We start from the raw sequence: 24287 nt of genomic DNA on the forward strand, positions 1-24287 counted from the left end.
GTCCTTCCGTACGGGGCCGGTCGCGGCCGGCCGCCCTCGCGGGGGCGGCGGCACCGCGGGATCTGGCGTACTGGTGGAGCAGCTCGGCACCGATCTCGGTGGCGAGCAGGGAGGTGATGCCGCCGTGGTCGAAGGGCGGGCTCACCTCGACGATGTCGAAGCCGACGGGATCGAGGTCGCCGACCGTCCGCAGCAGGGCGAGCACCTCGCGGGAGGTGGGGCCGCCGGGTGCCGGGGTGCCGGTGCCCGGTGCGAAGGCGGGGTCGACCACGTCGATGTCCACAGACACGTACAGCGGCAGGCCGGCGGTCCGCTCCCGGACGAGCGCCGCGACGGCGGCCGGTCCCCGCTCGGCGAAGTCGTCGGCGGTGACGATCGTGACCCCGTGCCCGCGTGCGTAGTCCAGCGAGTCGGGGGCCGGGTTGTGGCCGCGGATGCCGACCTGGACCAGGGCGGCCGGGTCGACGAGCCCCTCCTCGATGGCGTGCCGGAACGGGGTGCCGTGGTGGTAGGTGCCGCCGTAGACCGGGGGGAAGGTGTCGCTGTGCGCGTCGAGGTGGAGGACCGCCACCCGGCCGTGCCGGGCGTGCACCGCGCGCAGTGCCGCGAGGGTCAGCGAGTGGTCGCCGCCCAGCATCAGGAACGCGCCGTTGTCCTGGACGAGCCGGGAGAGCGCGTCCGTCGCGGTGTCCATCGCGAGGTCCATGGAGAACGGCGACAGATCGATGTCGCCGGCGTCGACCACGTCGATCAGTTCGAAGGTGCCGGGGCCCCGGTCGATGCCGGTGCCATGGATGAGCCCCGACTCGGCGCGGATGGCGCGCGGGCCGAAGCGGGCGCCGGGCCGGTAGCTGGTCCCGCCGTCGTACGGCGCGCCGATGACGACGACGTCCCGGCCGACCGGGTCCGGCACATGGGGCAGCCGCATGAAGGTGGCGAGCTGCGCGTACCGGGGCGAGCGGGTGGTCCGGACCCGCTCGACGGGCCCGGACCGGGATCCGGAGGTGTGCGGACTGCTCATGTGCCTCGTGTTCCTCCTTCGGTACCGGATGCGTCCGGTCCGTCGAGCGCGGCCTTCGTCTCGTGGCCGAGGTCGATCTCGTCCGGGTGGGCGCCGCCGGCCACCAGCCGGTCGTACAGCCGGCGCACCACCGCGCCCTTGGCCGCGTCGATCCGCTCGTCCGGGACGCCGTGTTCACGCAGGCGCAGGGTGAACGAGCTGGTCGTCCCGGAGCCCTCGTGCACGCCGAGCTTGGGCCGCCGTACGGTCTCGGCGGGCAGCAGGTCGGCGACCGCCTCGCGCAGCACCCATTTGTCGCGGCCGTGCCGGCGTTTCAGGCCCGCCTCCAGGGTGAGGAGGCGTTCGAGCAGATCACGGTCCCAGTAGGGGTGGGTGGTCCAGTGGCCGGCCGCCCCGGACAGCACCGGGGACATCTCGTTGAGCCCGTCGAAGGTCTCCATGTCGTACGCCACCGCGTCGTCCAGCGCGGCCAGCCGGTCCGCTTCGCGGTGCATACCGCCGAGCGGGATGTCCGCGCCGTAGCCGGTGAGGATGCGCAGCGGCCGGTCCGCCGGCAGCCGCCGGTACAGCGCGGCGAGCGGCAGCAGATACTCGACGACGTCCGGGTCGGTGCACTCGGACGCCCAGACGGTCCAGGGCAGTTCGGCCAGCAGGTCCGCGGTGTCGATGCGGATCTCGGTGTGGCCGCCGGTGGCCGCCGGGCCGGGGTGGGCGCGGGCCAGGTGGTCCGCCACCAGCCGGGCCTCGCGGAACTCGTCCCGCAGGTCCGTGCCCATGGACACGGTGCGCAGTCCCGGACACGCCGACGCGGTCAGGGCGGCCACCGCGCTGGAGTCGATGCCGCCGGAGAGGACGGCGGTGGGCGCCGGGCCCGTGCGCAGCCTGCTGCGCACGGCCCGGTCCAGCGCCCCGCGCACCTCGCGCAGCGCGTCCTCCTCCGGCAGGTGCCGACGGTGCAGCGGCGGGGTCCAGGTGCGCAGCAGCCGGGTCCGCGGGCGCCCCGCGGCGGCCTCGACCACGACCGCGGCGCCCGCCGGGACCTGATGCACCGCGCCGGCTGCGCGCAGGGGGCGCAGACCGGTGACGGGCTGCCCGTGCGGACCGTCGGCCACGGCCGGCAGGGCCTTGGCCTCGGTGGCCACGGACACCCCGGCCGCGTCCACGGCCAGGTACAGGGGGACGCCGCCGCAGTGGTCGGTGGCCGCCACGAGGACGCCGCCGTCGGCGGCCAGCGCCGCGAACCGGCCGTTGACCAGCCGGAAGGCGTGCGGGCCGTAGCGCCGCAGGCAGGCGAGCAGCAGCCAGGCGTCGCCCGCGTCCGCGAGCCCCGGGTCGCCGACGGCCCGGATCAGCTCGTCCTGGTTGTACAGCTCTCCGGCGAGCAGGACGGTGGTGGGACCGTCGGTGGCGACACCGGGGAGGGGGCTCGCACCGGCCGGGCTGACGAGGGAGCCGGTCCAGCGCCAGTCGCCCGCGCGCAGAGTGACTGCCGTGATCGGGCCCGCCGTCGCGAAGCGAGCGGTGCCGGGCCGCTCGGCGGCGCTGCCGGCCGGTGTCGCCGTCAGTGCGAAGCCCGTCGCGTCAGGGAGATGTCCGGGCATGATCAGATGCTCAGGGCGTCGAAGCCGCCCGGCTGGAAGTCGTAGGCGATCCGGGTCTCGATGAGGAACGGCCGGCCGAGCCCGGCTCCCTTGCGCAGGGCGGCCGTCAGCGCGGCCCGGTCGTCGGCCCGTACCGCGTCGACGCCGTTGGCCTGCGCGAGCTGGACGAAGTCGACGGAGCTGAAGCGGATCGCCGGGTCGTGGGAGCGGCGGTGGCCCAGGTTCTGGTACAGCTCGATCAGGCCGTTGGTGTCGTTGTTGACGACCACGGTGACGATCGGCAGGTTCAGCCGGGCCATGGTCTCCAGGTCGGCGCTGTTGGAATGGAAGCCGCCGTCGCCGGCGATCAGGAAGACCGGCTCGTCGGGCCGGGCCAGCTGGGCGCCCATCGCCGCGGGCAGCCCGTAGCCGAAGCTGCTGCATCCGGCGGAGGTCAGGAAGCCGTACGGCTGGTCGGCGCGGGCGAACAGGACGCCGTAGTGGCGGAAGAAGCCGATGTCGCTGACGATCGTGCCGCGACCGGCTCCCGCGGTCTCGGCCATGACCGTGTTCATGGAGTCGATGACCTGGTGGACACGCATGCCGTCCTCGTACTCGCGCGGGTCGGCGAGGAACTCGGCGATGCGCGCGCGCAGTGCGGAGACGTCGTGCGCGGTCTTCGGCGCGAGAGCGGCGGTGGCGGCGTCCAGGGCCTCGGTGAAGGCGAGGACGTCGGCCACCACGTCGATGTCGGGACGGAACACACGGGGCACGGGGTTGGTGGTCGGGGCGACCCGGACGACCTTCTTCGGCCGGCCGTGGGCCCACATGGAGGGACGCAGGTCCTCGGCGTAGTCGTAGCCGAGGCAGAGGACGAGGTCGCTCGGCCCGAACAGGGTCTCCAGCGCCGGGAAGCCCAGGATCCCGTCCATGTAGCCGGTGACCGCGCCGTAGGCGAGCGGGTGTCCGTGCGGCAGCACCCCCTTGGCGATGTAGGTGGTGATGACCGGGATGTTCAGCCGCTCCACCAGGGCGCGCAGGGCGGCCACGGCGCCGGAGCGGATCGCGGACGCGCCGACGACGAGCACGGGGTGCTCGGCGTTCGCCAGCAGGCCTGCGACCTCGGTGAGGCGGTCGCGCCAGTCGGCGTCCACGGCGGCCACCGGCTTGCGGGGCCGGCGGGCGGGCGGCGCCGGGGTCTCCTCGGCCCCCGGCACACCCGCGCCGAGGAGATCGACGGGCAGGCTGATGAAGCTCGGCCCGACCGGCTCGGCGGTGCTCGCGGTGACCGCGGAGTCGACCAGGTCCGTGATGTCGGCGGGCCGCGCCAGCTCGGTCGCGTACTTGGTCATGGGCCGCATGACCGAGACGCTGTCCAGGCACTGGTGGGTGTCCACCGGGAAGATGTCGTACGACTCCGACTGGGCGGCCAGCGCGATCACGGGGCTGCGGTCCAGCGCCGAAGTCGCCACGCCGGTCGACAGGTTGGTCATGCCGGGGCCCAGGGTGGCGAAGCAGGCCTGCGGCCGGCCGGTGAGCCGGGCCAGGACGTCCGCCATGACGCCGGCGGTGAACTCGTGCCGGGTCAGCACGAAGTCGAGCCCGTCCACCTCGTCGAACAGCACCGACGCGGCTTCGCGGCCGACGACGCCGAAGACCTTCTCCACGCCGTGGGCGCGCAGCCGCTGGAGCAGCAGCGCGGCCGCGGTGGTGTGCTCCGACGGGCCGGTCGACACACGGGACATGAGAATCCCCTCTCCTCGAATCTCTTCGAATCGCTTCGGATCTCTTCGGATCGCTTTGGATCTCTTCGGATCGCTTCGGTCTCCGGACTCCCCGAACTCCCTTGCGTCCACTGGCAGAACGGGCCGGGGCTTCGACTCAACCGGCCGCGGAGGGACCGCGTCCACCGCGCCCCGGTGACCGGGTGGGGACGCGTCCCCATCCGGTCAGCGACGGCCCGTGCGCGGCCCCGTGTCCGATGCCGGACACGGCAGGTGACGGCCACCGGAGGGCGGTGGACACCCCGCGCGGAGCCCGTCGAGGATCGGTGCAGCGCCGGCGGAGGAGCCCTGGGAGGTCGTCGGACGACTGCACACCGACGACGAAGCGGAGTACTGTGCAATAGACTTTCAAGTACAGTCTCATAGACTTCTGTGCCGTTCGTCACCCGGAGTTCCTCATGCATCTCTTCCTGGCCCTCACCTCGGCGATGGTGCTGGGCTCCGCCGACTTCGTCGGTGGCCTGGCGACCAAGCGCGCCCGCGCCTTCGTGGTCGTCTGCTGGTCGAACACCGCCGGGCTGGTGACCGCGCTCGCCTTCGCCGGATTCCTCTCGCGCGGCGGCACCGGCTGGTCGGAGGTGGCCTGGGGCGGACTGGCCGGACTGTGCGGCAGCCTCGGCGCCGTACTGCTGTACCACGCGCTGGCCAACGGCGTGATGAGCCTGGTCGCCCCCACCACGGCGGCCGCCGCGGCCGCGCTGCCGGTGATAGCCGGGGTGCTGCTGGGCGACCGGCTCACCGCCCTCGCCGTGGTCGGTGTGCTGTGCGCCCTGGGGTCGGTGCTGCTGGTGTCGCTGAACGGCGACGGCGGGGACGGCACCGGGGCCTCCGGCGACCGGCGCAAGGCGCTGCGCACCCTCGGGATGGCGCTGACGGCCGGTGCCGGGTTCGGCCTGTTCTTCGTCTTTCTGGCCCGCACGCCGAGCGACACCAGCCTGTGGCCGCTGGTGTGGGCCCGCTGCGCGTCCCTGACCCTGCTGCTGGGCCTGAGCCTGGTCCGGCGCACCCCACTGCGCCTGTCCGGTCAGCCCCGCAGGCTCGCCCTGCTCTCCGGGGTGCTCGACATGGGGTCGAGCATCCTCTACCTCGTCGCCGTCCGGGACGGCAGCCTCGCCGTCGTCGGACTGCTCGCCTCGCTCTACCCCATCAGCACGGTGCTGCTGGCCCGCTTCGTGCTCAAGGAACGCATCCGCGGCATCCAGCACGTCGGGGTGGTCCTGGCGGTGGGCAGCGTCCTGCTGCTCGCCTGGGGCTGATCCCGCCCGCCCGTTCTTCCACCGGCACACGGCACCTGCACCGCACGGCAGACCCACTCGACTCGTGACCCTCGGGAGCCCGTATGCCCGCCAGCGATCCGATAGCCCCTCAGCCGAGCCCGGCGTACGCACCCTGCACCACGTGCCGACCGCGCAGCACGGGGGTGACCGGGGACGGCGCCCTGTCCCTGGACGCGTACGCCCGCCGGCACGCCCGCTCACTGTCGGGCCCCTTCCGCTACGAGCTGAAGAACGTGACCTTCACCCTGCCGTCCCCGCGCTCGGTGCCCCTCGCCGTGTGGCAGCGGCTGCACGACGGCACCGATCTGCTGACGGCCTTTCAGGCGCTGGTGGGCGAGGCGAAGACACGGGAGATGACCGCCGCCGGCTTCACCCTCGGCGACCTGGAGGTCATCGTCGAGCAATGGGAGCACCGCAGCGGCGTCCGCCGCCACGCCCCCGCCTCACCGACACCGACACCGACACCGACCGACTGACGGCACGACCGCGCGGCCGACGCCGATCACATCTCCGAGGAGCCTCGATGCCCACCCGTCCGCAGGACCGTCCGCAGGAGCGGGACCGGGGTCTGCCGAACGGCGTCCACGCGGCCGACCGCGCCGCGAACCTGCCCCGCGGGGGCTGGGACGCCCTGGCCGGCCCCGGTGATCTCTTCCTCACCTGCCGGTGGCTCGATGTCGCGGAGGCCACGGCGGGCGTCCCCATGACGTACCTGTGGACCGAGCGGGACGGGGCGCCCGTGGCGGCGCTGGCCACTGCCCTGGCCACCTCGTCGGTTCCCTGGGCGCTGGGCCGCCCGGACGTCGTACTGGGCAACAGCGCGCAGGCCGGTCTGCCGGGGGCGGCCACGTTCCGCGCCGGGCTCGGCGCCGATCCGACGGCCGCGCTCATGCCCGCGCTGCTGGCGGGCGGCCGCCACCTCGGCAACACCCGTCTGCTGTGCGGCCCTTCGGCCACCGAGGACGACGTGGCCCGGCTGGTGGCGGCCGCCGAGACCCTGGCACGCCGGGCGGGCGCGGCCAGTGTGTGCTTCCTGTACCTGGGCGACACGGCGGAATCCGACCGGCACCTGGGGGAGCTGCTGACAGCCCGGGGCTATGAGAGCTTCACGTCCGGCCAGTACAGCACGCTGCGGGTGCCCGAGGACGGCTACGAGGGCTATCTCGCCGCGCTGCCGCGCAAGCGCCGGGTGTCCGTGGCCGCCGAGCGGCGCCGGATCCGGGCCGCGGACGTGCGTACGACCCTGGAACCCCTCGCCGGTGCGGACCTCGCCCGGTTCGCCGCGCTGGAGGCCGAACTGCTGCGCAAGTACGGCATCGGCTGGGCGCCGGACCAGTCGCTGCCGCTGCTGCACCAGGTGCGCGACCTCTTCGGCGACGACGCCTTCGCGATGGTGGCCCGCGCGGACGGGGAGATCCGCGGCTTCGCCCTGATCCTGCGGCACGGCACCGACTGGTACGCGCGCCAGACCGGCTACGACTACGCCTACCAGCGGAGTTCGGGGCTGCCGCTCTACTTCGAGCTGGTGTATTACCGGCTCCTGGAGGAGGCCGCCGCGGCCGGGGTGTCGGCCCTCCACTACGGCCTGGGGAGCACGGACACCAAGCGGTCCCGGGGGTGCGTGGCCGCCGACCAGCACGGCCGGGTGCTGCGCCTGGGGGAGCCCGGATGACCGCGTCCGCCACCCCGGCGCGGGGCACCGGCACGCGCGCCGGGATCCTGCCCGGCGGGCGCGGGGTCGTACGGTTCGGCGCGTCCGGGTTCGTCAACGCCCTCGGCACCGGCTTCTTCTATCCGTTCTCGCTGCTCTTCTTCGCCTCGCTGTCGCGGGAGCCGCTGGGCACGGTGGGCGCGGCCCTGACCGTCACCACGCTCCTGGCGCTGCCGGGGCTGTTCCTGGTCGGCCGGCTCACCGACCGGTGGGGTCCCCGGGCGATGCTCGCCGCGGCCTCCGCCCTGCGGGCCGCGTCGTTCGTCTTCTTCATCTCCGTGCCGGGGCTGTGGCCCCTCCTCCTCGGCGGTACGGCGCTCGCCCTGGGCAACCGCGCCGAGCAGGTCGCCGCTCCCCTGCTCGCTGTCCGGCTGGCCCCCGAGGGGCAGAGCAGCCGGTGGCTGGCCCTGTCCCGGGTGACGTTCAACGCGGGCATGGGGCTCGGTGCCCTGCTCGCCGGGGTGTTCGTGGCCGACAGCGACTCGGGGTTCGTCGTGCTCGGGCTGGTGAACGCGGCGAGCTTCGTGCTGGCCGCCGTCCTGTGCCTCGGTCTGCCGGCCACGGCGCCCGGGGCCCCGGCCGGCGGCGCCCGGTCGTTGCGCGGCGCGCACCGGCCCTGGCGGCACCGGGCCTTCGTCCGGGTCGCCGCGGCGAACGCCCTGCTGTGGGCTGCCGCCCTCGCCGTGGAGAGCGGGCTGCCGGTGTTCGTCCTGCGGCAACTGGCGCTGCCCCACTGGACGGTGGGCGCGCTGTTCGCCGTCAACACCGTGCTGCTCACACTGCTGCAACTGCCGGTCGGCCGCGCGCTGGACCGGTTCCGGCCGGGTGCCGTCCTCGCCCTCGGCGGGCTGGGCTACCTCATGCTCTACGCCTGCGCGGTGCTGGCCCGGAGCCTGTCCTCCGCGGTCGCCGTCGCCGTCCTCATGGCCGGCATGACGGTCTACACCCTCGGGGAGCTGGCCGTGTCCCAGGCCTCGCTCATCCTGCTGACCGGTCTGCCACCGGAGCCGGAACGCGGCTCCTACCTGGCCGTCAACCAGCTCCTCGTCGGAGCCGCCACCGCCCTCGCCCCGCTGCTCGCGACCAGCCTCCCGGGCACCCGGTCCCCCGTCCTGTGGTGGACCCTGGCCGCCCTGAGCGTCGTCGCCGCCCTGCTCACCCACCGGGTGGGCCGGCCGACCGAGCCCGAGGCCGCCGGCGAGCACGGCGACGGTTCACCCAGCACCGCAGGGCAGCCATGAGCCGTCCATTGTGTACACATAGGACACTCGGTACGCTTGAGCGCATGACGCAGCCACTGCCCATAGAGTCCATCCGCGACGTGCGTGCACACTTGGCGGAGGTCGTGGAGCGCGCCGACCGCGACGACGTGCCCACGGTGATTACGCGCCGCGGCAAGGAAGTCGCCGCCGTCGTCTCCATCGAGGTGCTGCGCAAGTACCAGGAGTGGGAAGAGCGCGAGATCAACCGGATCATCGACGAGCGCATGGCCAACCCGGCACCCGGCATCCCGATCGAGGACATCATGAGGGAGACGCTGGCGCGCAGTGAGTGAGTACCGAGCCGTCTTCCGCACCGAGGCGCAGGCCGAACTCCGGAAGATTCCTCGCGAGATGGCACTGCGCATCCTGGCAAAGCTGACCGAGCTGGAGACCGACCCTCTCGGCTTCAACACCACCGCGCTTGTCTCCCAACCCGAACGTCGCCGACTGCGGGTCGGCGACTATCGCGTCGTCTACACGATTGACAACGGGGAGCTGGTGGTCTGGGTCGTTCACGTGGGACATCGATCCACCGTTTACGGGACCTGACCGCCACTGACCCTGCGTCAGCATATCCAGCACGCATCCAGCACGGTGACGACGAAGGGGTCGGACTCGACAGAGTCCGACCCCTTCTGAACTGCACCCTTGACCAGTCACATAACGTGCAGTATGCGCACGGCTACACGTTGAACCGGAACTCCACCACATCCCCGTCCTGCATGACGTACTCCTTGCCCTCCATACGCGCCTTGCCCTTGGCGCGGGCCTCGGCGACCGAGCCTGTGTCGAGCAGGTCGGTGAAGGAGATGACCTCGGCCTTGATGAAGCCCTTCTGGAAGTCGGTGTGGATCACGCCGGCCGCCTCGGGGGCCGTGGCGCCCTTCTTGATCGTCCAGGCGCGGGACTCCTTGGGGCCGGCCGTGAGGTAGGTCTGCAGGCCGAGGGTGTCGAAGCCGACGCGGGCGAGGGTGGCGAGGCCCGGTTCGTCCTGGCCGACGGACTGGAGGAGTTCGAGGGCCTCCTCCTCGTCCAGCTCGGCGAGGTCGGCCTCCAGCTTGGCGTTGAGGAAGATCGCCTCGGCGGGGGCGACCAGGGTGCGCTGCTCGTCCTTGAAGGCGTCGTCGGTCAGCTCGTCCTCGTCGACGTTGAAGACGTAGAGGAAGGGCTTCGTGGTGAGCAGGTGCAGGTCGTGGAGGGGTTCCGCGCGCTCCGAGCCCTGGACGATGCCCTGGGAGAAGAGGGTGTCGCCCTTCTCCAGGATCTCCTTGGCCTCCTCGACCGCCTTGACCTTCGGTGCGACGTCCTTCTTGATCCGCGACTCCTTCTGGAGCCGGGGAAGGACCTTCTCGATCGTCTGGAGGTCGGCCAGGATCAGCTCGGTGTTGATCGTCTCGATGTCGTCCTTCGGCGAGACCTTGCCGTCGACGTGGACGACGTTCTCGTCCTTGAAGGCGCGGATGACCTGGCAGATCGCGTCGGACTCGCGGATGTTCGCGAGGAACTTGTTGCCGAGGCCCTCGCCCTCGGAGGCGCCGCGCACGATGCCGGCGATGTCGACGAAGTCGACCGTGGCCGGAAGGATGCGCTGGGAGCCGAAGATCGACGCCAGCTGCGCGAGGCGGGCGTCGGGGACGCCTACCACGCCCACGTTCGGCTCGATCGTGGCGAACGGGTAGTTGGCCGCGAGCACGTCGTTCTTGGTCAGGGCGTTGAACAGGGTCGACTTGCCGACGTTGGGCAGGCCGACGATTCCGATCGTGAGCGACACGTTGCGACTTCCCGTAGTGAGTGGGCGATGAGTGGGCCGGAGGTGCCAGGGGCCAGAGACTGACACTGGCCGATCCCCCAGTTTACGGCGTCCACGGCGACGGCCTCGCGGGAGCTTCGAACGCCCGGCCAAGCTCTATTCACCGGCGTGTCTGATGGGCGATTCGGCACATAAACAGACCTAAGTTGGTCCAGTGGAGCAACACAGAACGCGACCCCCGAACGACGGACCGCGACGCGGCATGCCACCGCCCGCGCAGCTGCCCCCGCAGGCCCGCCGCCGGCCGGCCTCAGGGGCAGATCCGCGGCAGGTACGGCAGGTACGGCAGGTACGGGTCGCCCGGCCGGCGCCGCCCGCGGGGCGGCTGCCGGGCCCCCGGCTCACCGGACTCGGCAGCGGGCTCTTCTGCCTCGTCGTGATGTTCCTGCTCGGCTGCCTGGACGAGCTGCTGTTCGGCGCGTCCATGCCGGTGTACGGCGTGCTGTTCCTGCCGGTGTGCGTCCTGACCGCACTATGGGTGCGTGACAGTGATCTGCTGACCGCCCCCGTGATCCTGCCGATCGCGTTCGCCCTCGGGCTGCTCCCCGTCGCCGACGGCAAGGCGGGGCTGCTCTCCCGCCTGATGGGCGTGTTCACCGGGCTCGCCACACAGGCCGGCTGGCTGTACGGCGGGACGCTCGTCGCCTGCGTGATCGTGCTCGTCCGGCGGGTGCGGTGGGTACGGCGGCGCCGGCGCCGTACCTGAACGCCGTACCGGTACCCGCCGTGCCCGACACCCGCCGTGCCCGATACCCGCGGTGCGCGATACCCGCCGTACCCGGTACCCGCCGCTTCTCCTACCGGTGCTGCTGCTCGGCCGCTCTCATCGCCGCGCCCACGATCCCCGCGTTGTTCTGCAGCTGCGCGGGGACGATCTCGGCTCTGACGCCCTCGATGAGGTGCAGGAACTTGTCCGCCTTGCGGCTGACCCCGCCGCCGATGATGAACAGCTCGGGCGAGAAGAGCATCTCCACATGCGCCAGGTACTTCTGGACGCGGTGCGCCCACTGCTCCCAGCTCAGCTCGCCGTCCTCCTTGGCCTTGCTGGAGGCGCGCTTCTCGGCGTCGTGGCCGTGCAGCTCCAGGTGGCCCAGCTCCGTGTTCGGCACGAGGACGCCGTCGACGAAGACGGCGCTGCCGATGCCGGTGCCGAAGGTGAGCAGGATGACCGTGCCCGTCCGGTCGCGGCCGGCGCCGAAGCGCATCTCGGCGACGCCCGCAGCGTCCGCGTCGTTGACCACCGTCACCGGCAGCCCGCCGAGCCGGCCGCCGAACAGCGCGCCCGCGTCCGTGTCGATCCAGCTCTTGTCGACGTTCGCCGCCGTACGGACCATGGCGCCGCCCGTGATCACTCCGGGGAAGGTCAGGCCGACCGGGCCCGTCCAGCCGAAATGGTCCACGACCTGCTTGACCCCGTCGGCGACGCTGTCCGGCGTCGCCGGGTGCGGGGTGAGCACCTTGCAGCGCTCCTGGGCCAGGTCGCCCTTGTCCAGGTCCACAGGGGCGCCCTTGATCCCTGATCCGCCGATGTCCACGCCGAAGATCTGCATGGCACCACGTTACGACGGACCACTGACAGTCACGCCTCGGCGGCACCGCTCCCGCCGCGCTCGGCGACCAGCGTGGCCGCCTCTTCGCGCAGGTCACGGCGGAGTTCCTTGGGCAGCGAGAAGGTGATGGACTCCTCGGCCGCCCTGACCAGCTCCACGTCCCCGTAGCCCCGCTCGGCGAGCCACTGAAGGACCTGCTCGACCAGGATCTCGGGGACGGAGGCGCCGGAGGTGACGCCGACGGTCGTCACGCCCTGAAGCCAGGCCTCGTCGATCTCGTCGGCGAAGTCCACCAGGTAGGCCTCGCGGGCGCCGGCCAGCTTGGCGACCTCGACCAGCCGCTTGGAGTTGGAGGAGTTGCGCGAGCCGACGACGACGACCAGCTCGGCCTCGGCGCCCATCTGCTTCACGGCGAGCTGCCGGTTCTGCGTGGCGTAGCAGATGTCGTCGCTGGGCGGGGAGACCAGGCCGGGGAACTTCGTCTTCAGGGCGTCGACGGTCTCCATCGTCTCATCCACGGAGAGGGTGGTCTGGGACAGCCAGACGACCTTCGACGGGTCGCGGACCTCGACCTTGGCGACGTCGCCCGGGCCGTCGACGAGCTGGATGTGGTCGGGGGCCTCGCCGGAGGTGCCGATGACCTCCTCATGGCCCTCGTGCCCGATCAGGAGGATGTCGTAGTCCTCCTTGGCGTAGCGGACGGCCTCCTTGTGGACCTTGGTGACCAGGGGGCAGGTGGCGTCGATGGTGGCGAGCCGGCCCCGTTCGGCCTCCTCGTGCACGACCGGGGCGACGCCGTGCGCGGAGAACATCACGATGTTGCCGGGCGGCACCTCCTCCGTCCGCTCGACGAAGATCGCGCCCTTCTTCTCCAGGGTCTGCACGACGTACTTGTTGTGGACGATCTCGTGCCGGACATAGATCGGGGCCCCGTACTGTTCGAGGGCCTTCTCGACGGCGATCACGGCGCGGTCCACACCCGCGCAGTAGCCACGGGGGGCGGCGAGCAGGACACGGCGGCCAGTCGAAGAGGTCATGTGCCCCATCGTAGAGCCCGTGTCCGACCGCGTTCGAAGGCGTGGTGCGGGGAAGACTGGTTGCCATGTCCGACACCGGTACGGCGGCTTCCACGACCGGCGCACAGCACCGGCTGCGGCGCAGCCTGGGCTTCAGGGACCTGGTGGTCTACGGGCTGCTGTTCATCGCCCCGATGGCGATCGGCGCGGCGTTCGCGGCGCTGGCGGGGCAGGCCGCGGCGGGACGGCTGCTGTTCGCGATGAGACGCGACCGACGGCTCCCGCGCGCGTTGTCGCGCACGGAGGCGGGTGTACCGCGGGTCGCCCTGCTGTGCGCCGCGGTGATCACGCTCCTCGCGGCGGGATGGGCGGCACGGCGCGACGACGGGCTGGACAAACTGGTCTCCGTGGTCGACATCGGCGCCCTGACGGCCTTCGCGCTGCTGCACGCGAGCGTGGTGGGCTGTTTCGCGGTACGGCGGCGCGGGGCCGGGCAGCGGCCGAGCTGGTGGCGGCATGTGCTGGTGCCGGTGCTCGGGGCGGCGATCACGGGGGCGGTGATCGTGGCGGCGAGCGGGGTGGCGCAGGTGGTGGGGGCGGTGTGGCTGGCGATCGGGGTGCTGGTGCTGGTGGGGCAGCGGGGGCGGACTGGGGTCGCCGAGGAGTTGCCGTAGCCCCCCTGTCAGTACTCCCCGTTACTCTCGACCGCATGGCTGTGAACACCTCTCCCGAAGCTCCCCTCCCCGTCGGTGAGGTCTCCCGGCTGATCGGGGGCTGGATCGACCGGCTCGGGGCGGTGTGGGTCGAGGGGCAGATCACGCAGTTGTCGCGGCGGCCCGGTGCCGGGGTCGTGTTCCTGACGCTGCGCGACCCGTCGCACGACATCTCCGTGAGCGTGACCTGTTATCGGCAGGTGTTCGACGCCGTCGCCGATGTCGTCGGCGAGGGGGCGCGGGTCGTGGTCCTGGCCAAGCCGGAGTGGTACGCCCCGCGCGGCCAGCTGTCGCTGCGGGCTGCCGAGATGAGGCCCGTCGGCGTCGGGGAGCTGCTGGCCCGGCTGGAGCAGCTGAAGAAGGCGCTCGGTGCCGAGGGGCTGTTCGCGGCGGAGCGCAAGAAGCCGCTGCCGTTCCTGCCGCAGCTGATCGGCCTGGTGTGCGGGCGGGCCTCGGCCGCGGAGCGGGACGTGCTGGAGAACGCCCGGCACCGCTGGCCCGCCGTCCGCTTCGAGGTGCGCAACGTTCCCGTGCAGGGCGTGCACGCCGTCCCGCAGGTCGTGCAGGCGGTGAAGGAGCTGGACGCGATGGACGACGTGGACGTGATCATCGTCGCCCGGGGCGGCGGCAGCGTGGAGGATCTGCTCCCGTTCTCCGACGAGCAGCTGGTACGGGCCGTGGCTCAGTGCCGTACGCCCGTCGTCTCGGCCATCGGGCACGAACCCGACACTCCGCTGCTGGACTACGTGGCCGACCTGAGAGCCTCCACCCCCACCGACGCGGCCAAGAAGGTCGTACCGGACGTGGGCGAGGAGCTGGCGCGGGTGCGGATGCTGCGCGACCGGGCCCGGCGGTGTGTGCACGCGTATCTGGACCGGGAGGAGCGGGGGCTGGCGCACGCACTGGCCCGGCCGGCGATAGAGGATCCGCACCGGATGATCGACGAGCGGGCGGACCACGTGGCCTCGCTGGTGGAGCGTTCTCGGCGCTGCCTCGGGCATCTGCTGGACCGCGCGGACTCGGAGCTGACGCACACGCACGCGCGCGTGGTGGCCCTCTCCCCGGCGGCCACGCTGAAGCGCGGGTACGCGGTGCTGCAGAAGGCCGACGGGCACGTGGTGCGCGATCCGGAGGAGGTCGCGCAGGGCGAGGCGCTGCGGGCGCGCGTCGCCGACGGTGAATTCACAGTGAAGGTGGGCGAATGACGAGCAAGGTGGACGAGACGCTCTCCTACGAGCAGGCGCGGGACGAGCTGATCGAGGTCGTACGGCGCCTGGAGGCGGGCGGTACGTCGCTGGAGGAGTCCCTGGCGCTGTGGGAGCGCGGTGAGGAGCTGGCCAAGGTGTGCCGGCGCTGGCTGGAGGGTGCGCGGGCCCGGCTGGACGCGGCGCTCGCGGAGGAGGAGTCCGGGGAAGAGGGCGAGTAACGGCAGCCGGGTGCTGTGAAGCGGATCACCGTAATCCAGTTTTCGTTGAAGGTTAAACCTCATCTGGCGTATGGTCGGTTTCCGTCAGCCGGTCCGGCACCCCCTGGACCGCACACGCACGCTGAGGAAGTCCACCCATGTCTCTCGTTCTTGACCCGGCCGCCCAGGACCTGCTGTTCCGCGAGGCCCACACCGCGAACACCTTCACCGACGAGCCGGTGACCGACGAGCAGGTCCAGGCGATCTACGACCTGGTCAAGTACGGTCCCACCGCCTTCAACCAGACCCCGCTGCGCATCACCCTGGTCCGCTCCCCCGAGGCCCGCGAGCGCCTGGTGCAGCACATGGCCGAGGGCAACCAGCCCAAGACGGCCACCGCCCCGCTGGTCGCCATCCTCTCCGCGGACAACGAGTTCCACGAGGAGCTGCCGACCCTGTTCCCGGCCTTCCCGCAGGCCAAGGAGCTCTTCTTCGCCGAGCGCCCGGCCCGCGAGAGCGCCGCCTCGCTCAACGCCGCCCTCCAGGCCGCCTACTTCATCGTCGGCGTCCGCGCCGCGGGCCTCGCCGCCGGCCCGATGACCGGCTTCGACTTCGAGGGCGTCCGCAAGGAGTTCCTGGACGACGACCACACCCCGCTGATGATCGTCAACATCGGCAAGCCGGGCGAGAACGCCTCCTACCCGCGCTCGCCGCGTCTGGCGTACGAGGACGTCATCACGACCGTCTGAGCCACCCCCGAACATGCCACAGACCCCCGGCGCTGCCGGGGGCCTGTGGCATACGGTCGTACGCGCGGGTCACTTGGTCTTCAGCGCTGCCGCCATCTTCGCCAGGTCGTCGAAGGACGCCGTGCCCGCGACCACCGTGGTGGAGCCGTGCGTGCCGTCCAGGACGAGGGCGGCGTAGCGGCCACCGGTGTAGCGGGTCCAGGTGCGGCCGTCGATCGACTCCTTCTTCGCCGTCGCCGTGGCGCCCTGGCTGGCGTCGTCGATGAAGTCGGCCGGCTTCTGCGTGGACTGCTCCACCTGCACGTACTGGCCGTCCGGGGTCTGGAAGCCCAGGTGCCAGCGGTCGTTGTTCGCGCCGTCGTAGGTCACCGAGGTCGCCTTCCACGCGCTCGGCAGGCCCTCGGGGGCCGCGACCGGGTAGCTCGCCGCGCGGCGGGCCGTGACCAGCTCGACCCGGTAGTCGACCCGCTTGAGGTCGGGGGCGTGATCGTCGTGCGGGATCGCGAGGAAGTAGACGACCGCCGCCGCGAGACCGATCAGGACCAGGGAGAGAATCATGTCCCGGGCCGTCTTCTGCTTGCCGTTGGAACCTGCCACGCCCTCTATCGTCGCAGGTGCCCCAAGCGCTCATCCGTGGGGTCCCCTGCTCATTTTGTCTGCCTAACGATAGAGTCGTGGCCAACACCCTCATCCGGCCGTCGTCGTATCAGAAAGGTGCGCTCCGATGACCGAAAATCATCACCTCCCGTCCGAGCTCGATGTTCCCTCCGAGGCTCCCGACCGCAACCTCGCCCTGGAACTCGTCCGGGTGACCGAGGCCGCCGCCATGGCCGCGGGCCGCTGGGTGGGGCGCGGCGACAAGAACGGCGCCGACGGTGCCGCGGTGCGCGCCATGCGGACCCTCGTCTCCACCGTGTCGATGAACGGCGTGGTCGTCATCGGCGAGGGCGAGAAGGACGAGGCCCCGATGCTCTTCAACGGGGAGCACGTGGGCGACGGCACCGGGCCCGAGGTCGACATCGCGGTCGACCCGATCGACGGTACGACGCTGACAGCCAAGGGCATGCCGAACGCGATCGCCGTCCTCGCCGCCGCCGAGCGCGGCGCGATGTTCGACCCGTCCGCCGTGTTCTACATGGACAAGCTGGTCACCGGCCCCGAGGCCGCGGACTTCGTCGACATCGACGCGCCGGTCGCCGTGAACATCCGGCGCATCGCCAAGGCCAAGCGGTCCGCACCGGAGGACGTCACCGTCGTCATCCTCGACCGGCCGCGGCACGAGGGCCTGATCAAGGAGGTCCGGGACGCCGGCGCGCGCATCAAACTGATCTCCGACGGCGACGTCGCCGGCTCGGTGTACGCGCTGCGCGAGGGCACGGGCGTGGATCTGCTGCTCGGCATCGGCGGTACGCCCGAGGGCATCATCTCGGCCTGCGCCGTGAAGTGTCTGGGCGGGACGATCCAGGGCAAACTGTGGCCGAAGGACGACGAGGAGCGTGCGCGGGCCATCGATGCCGGGCACGATCTGGACCGCGTTCTGACGACCGACGACCTGGTGTCCGGGGAGAACGTGTTCTTCGTCGCGACCGGTATCACCGACGGTGAGCTGCTGCGGGGCGTGCGGTACCGGTCGGAGACCGCGCTGACCGAGTCGATCGTGATGCGGTCGAAGTCGGGAACGGTGCGCAGGATCGACTCCGAGCACCGGCTCAGCAAGCTGCGGGCGTACAGCGCGATCGACTTCGACAAGGCCAAGTAGGTCCGGCCGAGTACGCCTGTTCGAAGGGGGCGCGTGAGGCGCCGGTGACTGCGGGTGATCCGTGATTGCTCGCGCCCACGCGTCGGAGCCGCACATCGATGCAGCCCCACGCCCCCTTCGGGTCGGCACGCGCCCCCGGTGCGGAGGGGGCGCCCCTTATCCCGCCATCCTGTTCGCCGCCGCCGCCCTCGCCGCCTTCTTCAGTTCCATCTCCCTGCGCCGGCGGCGCGCCAGGACCACGCGGCGTTCCGCTGCCGTGAGGCCGCCCCAGACGCCGTAGGGCTCGGGCTGGAGGAGGGCGTGTTCGCGGCACTCGACCATCACCGGGCAGCGGGCACACACACGCTTGGCCGCCTCCTCGCGGGACAGGCGGGCGGCGGTCGGCTCTTTCGACGGCGCGAAGAACAGGCCGGCCTCGTCGCGCCGGCACACCGCTTCGGTGTGCCAGGGTGCGTCTTGGTCCCTGTCTCGCGCTGGCACCCGCTGGGCCGGAACGGCAGCGACCTGCAGGGACGAATGCGGCGGTTGCAGCACGGTCTACTCCTGACGACGGCTTCGCGAGCGAGAGACGATGCAGCAAGGCCTACCCGCTGTGCGTGCGCCTATGCACTGCGTTCCCAACCGCGGGCGTGCGACGGCTCGTTCGCGCCCCCTGACGCCCGGTGCGGGAGGACCGCCCCCTTCCGGTCAGCGGCGGATGCGCGGCCGTCAATGGCCCAGGTGTTTGCGCAGCTTCCTGTCGACCTTGTCCTGGACCCGCTCCAGCTTCCGGTCGACCTTGGTCTGCACCCGGTCCAGGATGTCGCCCACGCGCTTGCCGCGCCGGGGCCGCGCCTCCACGCTGCCGAGGACGGCCCAGCCGTCGACGTAGACCACGGGGGCGTCGGCGTCGACCGAGTCCAGCGTGTCCACCTCGAAGCTGCCGAGGACACCGCCGCCGGTGCCGCGCAGCGACACGTTCTCCGGGACGCGGATCTGGACGTCGCCGAAGACCGAGACGGCCTTGATCACGACCTGCTGATACTCGAAGATCGCCTCGCTGAGGTCGATCTCGACGCTGCCGAAGACCGAGTACGCATGCAGCCTGCGCCCCGCGCGCCAGCGGCCTCGGCGCACGGCGCTGCTGAAGACCGCCACGACGTTGGCGTCCGCCTCGTGGGGTATCGCGCCCGGGGTGGGGCGGGGCGGGACCGGCGTGTAGGCGGGGGCGGCCGGCTGCTGGTGGGCGGCGGGCAGGTCCCGGATGAAGGCCTCCAGCTCACCCACCGTCTTGGCGTGCAGCACCCCCTCGACACGCTCGGCGTGCTCGTCGGCGGTCAGCCGGCCCTCGGCGAGGGCCTCGCGGAGGATGTCGGCGACCCGGTCACGGTCGGCGTCCGAGGCACGCAGCTCGGAGACAGGCGCATCGGTGTGCTTCTGAAGGTCCACGGAAGCAGCGTACCGAAACGCGATAGATCGCGACTAGGGACTGTGGAAAACGCGCGTGTCGCGAACTGAGCCTTACCTCACAGGTTCCGCGTCGGCGGCAGGTCCTAGGCTGGTGAGGCCCGCCAGCGTCGGCGGGCGGCCGTCCGTCACAGTGAGGAATGGGCTGAGATGCCTGAGTTCGCGTACACCGATCTGCTCCCCCAGGGAGAGGACACCACCCCGTACCGGCTGGTGACCTCCGAGGGCGTGTCCACCGTCGAGGGGCCGGACGGGCGCACGTTCCTCACGGTGGAGCCGGAGGCGCTGCGCAAGCTGGCCGAGGAGGCCATCCACGACATCCAGCACTACCTGCGCCCGGCCCACCTCGCCCAGCTGCGCCGCATCATCGACGACCCGGAGGCCAGCGCCAACGACAAGTTCGTCGCGCTGGACCTGCTGAAGAACGCGAACATCGCGGCGGCGGGCGTGCTGCCGATGTGCCAGGACACCGGCACGGCGATCGTCATGGGCAAGCGCGGGCAGAACGTGCTGACGCAGGGCCGCGACGAGGAGGCGCTGAGCCGCGGCATCTACGACGCCTACACCAAGCTGAACCTGCGCTACTCGCAGATGGCTCCGCTCACCATGTGGGAGGAGAAGAACACCGGCTCCAACCTCCCGGCGCAGATCGAGCTGTACGCGACCGACGGCGGCGCCTACAAGTTCCTGTTCATGGCGAAGGGCGGCGGCAGCGCCAACAAGTCGTTCCTGTACCAGGAGACGAAGGCCGTCCTGAACGAGGCCTCCATGATGAAGTTCCTGGAGGCGAAGATCCGTTCGCTGGGCACGGCCGCCTGCCCGCCGTACCACCTGGCGATCGTCGTCGGCGGTACGAGCGCCGAGTACGCGCTGAAGACCGCGAAGTACGCCTCCGCGCACTACCTGGACGAGATCCCGGCGGAGGGCTCGGAGCTGGGCCACGGATTCCGGGACAAGGAGCTGGAGCAGAAGGTCTTCGAGCTGACGCAGAAGATCGGCATCGGCGCGCAGTTCGGCGGCAAGTACTTCTGCCACGACGTCCGCGTGATCCGGCTCCCGCGCCACGGCGCCTCCTGCCCGGTCGCGATCGCCGTCTCCTGCTCGGCCGACCGCCAGGCCGTCGCGAAGATCACCGCCGAGGGTGTCTTCCTGGAGCAACTGGAGACGGACCCGGCGCGCTTCCTGCCGGAGACGACGGACGAGCATCTCGACGAGTCCTCCGACGTGGTGCGGATCGACCTGAACCAGCCGATGGACACGATCCTCGCCGAGCTGACCAAGTACCCGGTCAAGACCCGGCTTTCGCTGACCGGCCCGCTGGTCGTGGCCCGTGACATCGCGCACGCCAAGATCAAGGAGCGGCTGGACGCGGGCGAGGAGATGCCGCAGTACCTGAAGGACCACCCGGTGTACTACGCGGGCCCGGCGAAGACCCCCGAGGGCTATGCCTCCGGTTCCTTCGGTCCCACGACCGCCGGCCGCATGGACTCCTACGTGGAGCAGTTCCAGGCGGCGGGCGGCTCCAAGGTGATGCTCGCCAAGGGCAACCGCAGCAAGCAGGTCACCGACGCCTGCAACTCTCACGGCGGCTTCTACCTCGGCTCCATCGGCGGCCCCGCCGCCCGCCTCGCCCAGGACTGCATCAAGAAGGTCGAGGTCGTCGAGTACGAGGAGCTCGGCATGGAGGCCGTCTGGAAGATCGAGGTCGAGGACTTCCCCGCGTTCATCGTGGTGGACGACAAGGGCAACGACTTCTTCACCGACCCGGCGCCCGTGCCCACGTTCACCAGCATCCCGGTGCGCTCTTCCTGAGCTTGGCGGCCGCCTGAGGGTGGCCGAGGATCGCAATCAGGAACCGGCCCCCAGCCGACGTTCACCACGGGAGCCCCCGGCCGAACGGCCGGGGGCTCCCGTGCGTCCGGGGTCCGCCGCACCCGGATCGGAAGCGCTTCGGAAGCGGTGAAACCGGCCACGGTCGGGCGGTTGTCGGGCAAGGTGACTCCGTTCGTACCGAAGAGACGCGCGAGACCCGGCGGACAGCCGGGGACTGCGAGGGCCCATGAACCAGACCTACCGGCCACCGAACCTGTTACCCGCCGCCGGCCACGAGCGGATGTACGCACTGATCATCGCCGGTGTCCCGCTGCTGCTCATCCTGCTGACCGGCGTACTGCCCCAACTCGCCTCAAGCAGCGGCGGATCCAGCGGATCGACCAGCAGGGCCGTGAGCGGCTACGGCGGCTACTCCTTCCAGCCGTCCGTCACCGATCCGGCCGTGCAGGACACCCCCACTCCGGACTTCTCCACGCCGGACACCTCCCCACCGGACACCTCCGCGACGTACGGCGCCACCCCGGAGGCACCCGCCTCCGGCACCGACGCCACGGACCTCTCCCCCAGCCCGTCCGACACCCGGAGCACGAGCATCACGGCCGGCACCGAAGGCACCGCCGATCCCACCTCGACGGTCCAGCGTTACTTCGCGGCCATCAACAACCGTGATTTCCGGACCGCCTGGGACCTCGGCGGCAAAAACCTCGACTCGTCCTACTCCTCCTTCGTGGCGGGCTTCGCCGGTACCGAACGGGACGACGTCACCGTCGACCCCGCCGACGGCACGACCGTCCCGGTGCGCATCGTCGCCCGGCAGACCGACGGCACGCAGAAGTCGTACAGCGGCCGGTACACCGTGGTGAACGGCATCATCACCGCTGCCTCGATCACCCCCACCGGCTGAGCAGAGCGGAGTGAAGACATGGCCAGTGACATCCTTTCCCGCTCCGCTCCGCCACCGGAGCCGACCGGGCCCGCCCCGGGGCGCACGTCCGGGGACGCCACCAGCGACGCCACCCGGCTGCTGTGCGCCGGCACCTATCTCGACCCGGAGTACCGCGCCACCGTCATCCGCGAGCTGCTGACCCACCGGTTCCGGGTGGTGGCACCGTCGTACGGGTACGACGCGGTGCCCGTGCTCGCGCACGCCCTGGCCGCGCGCCGGCTGCACCGCGCCCGGCTGGCCGTCCTCGGCGCGGGCCTCGGCGTCACGCTCGTCCTCATGGCCGCCGGCGTCCTGAACGCGTTCGCCGGGTTCCTGACGGCGCTGTGGCTGGTGTGGGTCACCGCATATCTGCGGCGGGTCGTCACCCTGCAGACGCTGGTGTCCCGGCTGCGCGGCCGTACCGACCCGAAGGGCGGGACCAGCGGGTTCGACGCCTCCTATCCCGAGCATCCGCGGCTGACGCCCGAGCTGGTGGCCAAGATCGACCGGGAGCAGACGTCGGACGGCAGTCTGGTCCGCTACGGCGGCTACAAGCCGTTCGTCGGCGCGGGCGAGCCCGTGCGGCGCTGGTCCACCGCCGAGCTGCTGATCGGCGCGCCGGTCCCCTCGGCCGACCAGCACCCCTTCCTTCACGAGCACCAGTACCAGGACCGGAACCAGCCCGGTCCGGGCATATCGCGGGCCACCGTCGTGCACGGTCAGGAACCCCAGCGGAAGGAGGTCGTTCCCTTCACCACCGACGAGATCACCTCGTACGTCGCCGAGCGCATGACCGCGGACCTGCGCGACCGGGCACGGCAGGCGGAGCGGATCGAGGGGCTCGCCGTCGAGCGGAGCACGTTCACCACCGCCGTCACCCGGCTCGGTGTGTGGGAGCAGCCGGAGGGAGGCGCACACGACGGTCCCTGGGAGGACGGCTACGGCGCGCGGCGCGCGTATCTGTGTGTGCGGGTGGGCACGTGGAACCAGGAGCTGGTCACCACGGCGTTCGTCGGCTTCGACCTCAAGGGGAACACCCTGCACACCGAGTTCTACTCGTATGTGCTGGCGCCGATCCAGGCGAGTTTCCATCTGGTGGACCGGCTCCCCGCCGCCCTGACCGGCCGGCTGCTGCTCAGGGTCGCGTGGCACACCCTGCGCGCCACGCCCGGGGCCACGGTGCGTCCGGTCCTCGCCCAGCTGCGTTCCCGGCTGCCGGGCCTGCTGCCCTGGCGGTGGGGGAAGACCCGGATCCTGGTGCTGCAACCGTCGGACACCAGTGAGTTCCGCCTCGGCCGCTACGCGGACACCGTGCTGAACCGCGGGGCGCTCACCAGCATCCGGGAGATGGCGACGAGCGACGACTTCCACGTCTTCTTCCAGGAGACGGACACGATCAAGTACACGCAGATCGTGGAGCGCCAACTGCTCCAGGTGATCCGGGACTTCCTGCACGAGCACAACGTGGACCTGGCGGAGCACGAGGCCCGCCAGACGAACATCCTCAACAGCTACGGGGACAACAACAACTTCGTGAACAACAACAACGGCGGCACCGTCAACTCGGGGACGCAGAACTTCCATCGCGGCTCCGAGGGCGGCGGCCAGGGGGCGGGATCCGCATGAGCACCGGCAACGGGCACCACAACAACTACGTGAACGACAACAGCGGCACCGTGAACTCGGGGACGCAGAACTTCTACGACGCTCCCCCGGCGGCCGTCCCGGCGGCCGTCCCGGTCCAGGGCGCTGCCGGTCCCGCACCGGACCGCGCCCGCAACGTCTTCGTCGTCCACGGGCGGGACGAGGAGGCGCGGATGAAGGTGTTCGACCTGCTGCGTCTGCTCGATCTGCGTCCGCTGGAGTGGGAGGACCTGGTCAGAGCCACCGGCAAGACGGCGCCGTTCCTCGGCGAGGTCATCGCGCAGGCGCCCGCGCAGGCCCAGGCGGCGCTGGTGCTGCTGACCCCGGACGACGTCGTCCAGCTCCACCCCGACCTGCACGGCCCGAACGAGCCGCCGTACGAGAGCGAGCCGACCGGTCAGCCCCGGCCGAACGTGCTGATCGAACTGGGTCTGCTGCTGATGGCGTGCCCGGAGCGCACGCTGCTGGTGGAGATCGGCGCGCTGCGCACGATCTCCGACATCGCGGGCATGAACGTCATCCGGTTCGACGGCTCGGCGACCGCGCTGGGCAAAGTCGTCGAGCGGCTGAAGCTGGCGGGCTGCAAGGTCAACGACACCGGCTCGGACTGGCGTCAGACCTGGCCGTACCGCCATCTGTCGGCGTACGGCCGGACCGGGCGCGCGGTGCCGCCGGTCCGCTGAGCCGCGGTACGGGCCCGGTGACCGGGGGAGGGGCCCGTACCGCACCGGCACCACCGCCCGGCGGATGTCCGGCACCACCACCCGGCGGGTGTCCGGCACCACCGCCCGGCGGGTGTCCG

23 protein-coding genes and 2 pseudogenes are annotated in these 24287 nt (G+C 71.5%); 16 read left to right on the forward strand and 9 right to left on the reverse strand.

What is annotated here, in order from left to right; all coding sequences use genetic code 11:
• Positions 1 to 58: 58 nt before the first annotated feature.
• From speB to LE548_RS21945, 3 genes and pseudogenes are all read right to left on the reverse strand, one after another.
• Positions 59 to 1021: pseudogene (gene speB / locus LE548_RS21935) on the reverse strand (agmatinase); the annotation flags it as partial.
• Positions 1018 to 2622, reverse strand: coding sequence for an asparagine synthase C-terminal domain-containing protein (locus tag LE548_RS21940; protein WP_263636384.1), 1605 nt, complete (start codon positions 2620 to 2622; stop codon positions 1018 to 1020). The pseudogene speB and the gene LE548_RS21940, both read right to left, overlap by 4 nt.
• Before the next feature lie 2 nt (positions 2623 to 2624).
• Positions 2625 to 4346 carry a thiamine pyrophosphate-binding protein gene (locus LE548_RS21945; RefSeq protein ID WP_225098626.1) on the reverse strand — a complete coding sequence of 574 codons (1722 nt, stop codon included), beginning with the start codon at positions 4344 to 4346 and terminating at the stop codon, positions 2625 to 2627.
• 437 nt (positions 4347 to 4783) lie between these two features.
• On the opposite strand from LE548_RS21945, the gene LE548_RS21950 reads away from it, so the two are divergent.
• From LE548_RS21950 to LE548_RS21975, 6 genes are all read left to right on the forward strand, one after another.
• Entirely contained in the window at positions 4784 to 5641 is an 858-nt protein-coding gene (locus tag LE548_RS21950; protein ID WP_225098627.1) for a DMT family transporter, read from the forward strand.
• Between the two features lie 83 nt (positions 5642 to 5724).
• Positions 5725 to 6138 (forward strand): hypothetical protein, encoded by a 414-nt coding sequence (locus tag LE548_RS21955; RefSeq protein ID WP_225098628.1) that lies wholly within the window; start codon positions 5725 to 5727, stop codon positions 6136 to 6138.
• 47 nt (positions 6139 to 6185) lie between these two features.
• A complete protein-coding gene (locus LE548_RS21960) occupies positions 6186 to 7334 on the forward strand; it encodes a GNAT family N-acetyltransferase (RefSeq protein WP_225098629.1) in 1149 nt (382 codons plus the stop codon).
• Complete coding sequence (locus LE548_RS21965; protein ID WP_225098630.1) at positions 7331 to 8614, forward strand: MFS transporter; 1284 nt, start codon at positions 7331 to 7333, stop codon at positions 8612 to 8614. The genes LE548_RS21960 and LE548_RS21965 overlap by 4 nt, the downstream gene beginning before the upstream one ends.
• 44 nt (positions 8615 to 8658) lie before the next feature.
• Positions 8659 to 8928 (forward strand): type II toxin-antitoxin system Phd/YefM family antitoxin, encoded by a 270-nt coding sequence (locus tag LE548_RS21970; RefSeq protein ID WP_007266282.1) that lies wholly within the window; start codon positions 8659 to 8661, stop codon positions 8926 to 8928.
• Complete coding sequence (locus tag LE548_RS21975) at positions 8921 to 9184, forward strand: type II toxin-antitoxin system RelE/ParE family toxin (protein WP_225098631.1); 264 nt, start codon at positions 8921 to 8923, stop codon at positions 9182 to 9184. The genes LE548_RS21970 and LE548_RS21975 overlap by 8 nt, the downstream gene beginning before the upstream one ends.
• Before the next feature lie 133 nt (positions 9185 to 9317).
• On the opposite strand, the gene ychF is transcribed toward LE548_RS21975, so the two are convergent.
• On the reverse strand, positions 9318 to 10406 hold the full coding sequence (gene ychF, locus LE548_RS21980; RefSeq protein WP_225098632.1) for a redox-regulated ATPase YchF: 1089 nt from the start codon (positions 10404 to 10406) through the stop codon (positions 9318 to 9320).
• A gap of 193 nt (positions 10407 to 10599) precedes the next feature.
• Between ychF and LE548_RS21985 the strand changes: the two genes are divergently transcribed.
• Positions 10600 to 11151, forward strand: coding sequence for a DUF6542 domain-containing protein (locus LE548_RS21985; protein WP_374116152.1), 552 nt, complete (start codon positions 10600 to 10602; stop codon positions 11149 to 11151).
• A gap of 91 nt (positions 11152 to 11242) precedes the next feature.
• On the opposite strand, the gene ppgK is transcribed toward LE548_RS21985, so the two are convergent.
• Together ppgK and LE548_RS21995 are read right to left on the reverse strand one after the other, a co-directional pair.
• Positions 11243 to 11995 (reverse strand): polyphosphate--glucose phosphotransferase, encoded by a 753-nt coding sequence (gene ppgK, locus LE548_RS21990; RefSeq protein WP_225098634.1) that lies wholly within the window; start codon positions 11993 to 11995, stop codon positions 11243 to 11245.
• Positions 11996 to 12024: 29 nt separating this feature from the next.
• Positions 12025 to 13041, reverse strand: a complete 1017-nt coding sequence (locus tag LE548_RS21995; protein ID WP_225098635.1) for a 4-hydroxy-3-methylbut-2-enyl diphosphate reductase — start codon at positions 13039 to 13041, stop codon at positions 12025 to 12027.
• Positions 13042 to 13208: 167 nt separating this feature from the next.
• On the opposite strand from LE548_RS21995, the pseudogene LE548_RS22000 reads away from it, so the two are divergent.
• From LE548_RS22000 to LE548_RS22015, 4 genes and pseudogenes are all read left to right on the forward strand, one after another.
• A pseudogene (locus LE548_RS22000) lies at positions 13209 to 13685 on the forward strand (amino acid permease); the annotation flags it as partial.
• A gap of 35 nt (positions 13686 to 13720) precedes the next feature.
• On the forward strand, positions 13721 to 14929 hold the full coding sequence (gene xseA, locus LE548_RS22005; RefSeq protein ID WP_225098636.1) for an exodeoxyribonuclease VII large subunit: 1209 nt from the start codon (positions 13721 to 13723) through the stop codon (positions 14927 to 14929).
• Entirely contained in the window at positions 14926 to 15150 is a 225-nt protein-coding gene (locus tag LE548_RS22010; protein WP_225098637.1) for an exodeoxyribonuclease VII small subunit, read from the forward strand. The genes xseA and LE548_RS22010 overlap by 4 nt, the downstream gene beginning before the upstream one ends.
• 137 nt (positions 15151 to 15287) lie before the next feature.
• Positions 15288 to 15878, forward strand: a complete 591-nt coding sequence (locus LE548_RS22015; protein ID WP_225098638.1) for a malonic semialdehyde reductase — start codon at positions 15288 to 15290, stop codon at positions 15876 to 15878.
• Between the two features lie 69 nt (positions 15879 to 15947).
• Here LE548_RS22015 and LE548_RS22020 read toward each other — a convergent pair whose 3' ends face one another.
• Complete coding sequence (locus LE548_RS22020) at positions 15948 to 16475, reverse strand: DUF4245 domain-containing protein (protein WP_225098639.1); 528 nt, start codon at positions 16473 to 16475, stop codon at positions 15948 to 15950.
• Positions 16476 to 16602: 127 nt separating this feature from the next.
• Here LE548_RS22020 and glpX point away from each other — a divergent pair, with 127 nt between their 5' ends.
• Positions 16603 to 17637, forward strand: a complete 1035-nt coding sequence (gene glpX, locus LE548_RS22025) for a class II fructose-bisphosphatase (RefSeq protein WP_225098640.1) — start codon at positions 16603 to 16605, stop codon at positions 17635 to 17637.
• Positions 17638 to 17793: 156 nt separating this feature from the next.
• Here glpX and LE548_RS22030 read toward each other — a convergent pair whose 3' ends face one another.
• Together LE548_RS22030 and LE548_RS22035 are read right to left on the reverse strand one after the other, a co-directional pair.
• Complete coding sequence (locus LE548_RS22030) at positions 17794 to 18171, reverse strand: WhiB family transcriptional regulator (RefSeq protein ID WP_225098641.1); 378 nt, start codon at positions 18169 to 18171, stop codon at positions 17794 to 17796.
• Between the two features lie 174 nt (positions 18172 to 18345).
• Positions 18346 to 19065 (reverse strand): DUF1707 domain-containing protein, encoded by a 720-nt coding sequence (locus tag LE548_RS22035; RefSeq protein ID WP_225098642.1) that lies wholly within the window; start codon positions 19063 to 19065, stop codon positions 18346 to 18348.
• Positions 19066 to 19233: 168 nt separating this feature from the next.
• Here LE548_RS22035 and LE548_RS22040 point away from each other — a divergent pair, with 168 nt between their 5' ends.
• From LE548_RS22040 to LE548_RS22055, 4 genes are all read left to right on the forward strand, one after another.
• Positions 19234 to 20895 carry a fumarate hydratase gene (locus LE548_RS22040; protein WP_225098643.1) on the forward strand — a complete coding sequence of 554 codons (1662 nt, stop codon included), beginning with the start codon at positions 19234 to 19236 and terminating at the stop codon, positions 20893 to 20895.
• A 247-nt stretch (positions 20896 to 21142) separates the two neighbouring features.
• Positions 21143 to 21820, forward strand: a complete 678-nt coding sequence (locus LE548_RS22045) for a hypothetical protein (RefSeq protein ID WP_225098644.1) — start codon at positions 21143 to 21145, stop codon at positions 21818 to 21820.
• A gap of 18 nt (positions 21821 to 21838) precedes the next feature.
• Entirely contained in the window at positions 21839 to 23467 is a 1629-nt protein-coding gene (locus tag LE548_RS22050) for a hypothetical protein (RefSeq protein WP_225098645.1), read from the forward strand.
• A complete protein-coding gene (locus LE548_RS22055) occupies positions 23464 to 24168 on the forward strand; it encodes a TIR domain-containing protein (RefSeq protein ID WP_225098646.1) in 705 nt (234 codons plus the stop codon). The genes LE548_RS22050 and LE548_RS22055 overlap by 4 nt, the downstream gene beginning before the upstream one ends.
• Positions 24169 to 24287 lie beyond the last annotated feature (119 nt).

The organism is Streptomyces sp. CoH27 (genome assembly GCF_020181035.1).
Taxonomy (GTDB): domain Bacteria; phylum Actinomycetota; class Actinomycetes; order Streptomycetales; family Streptomycetaceae; genus Streptomyces; species Streptomyces camelliae.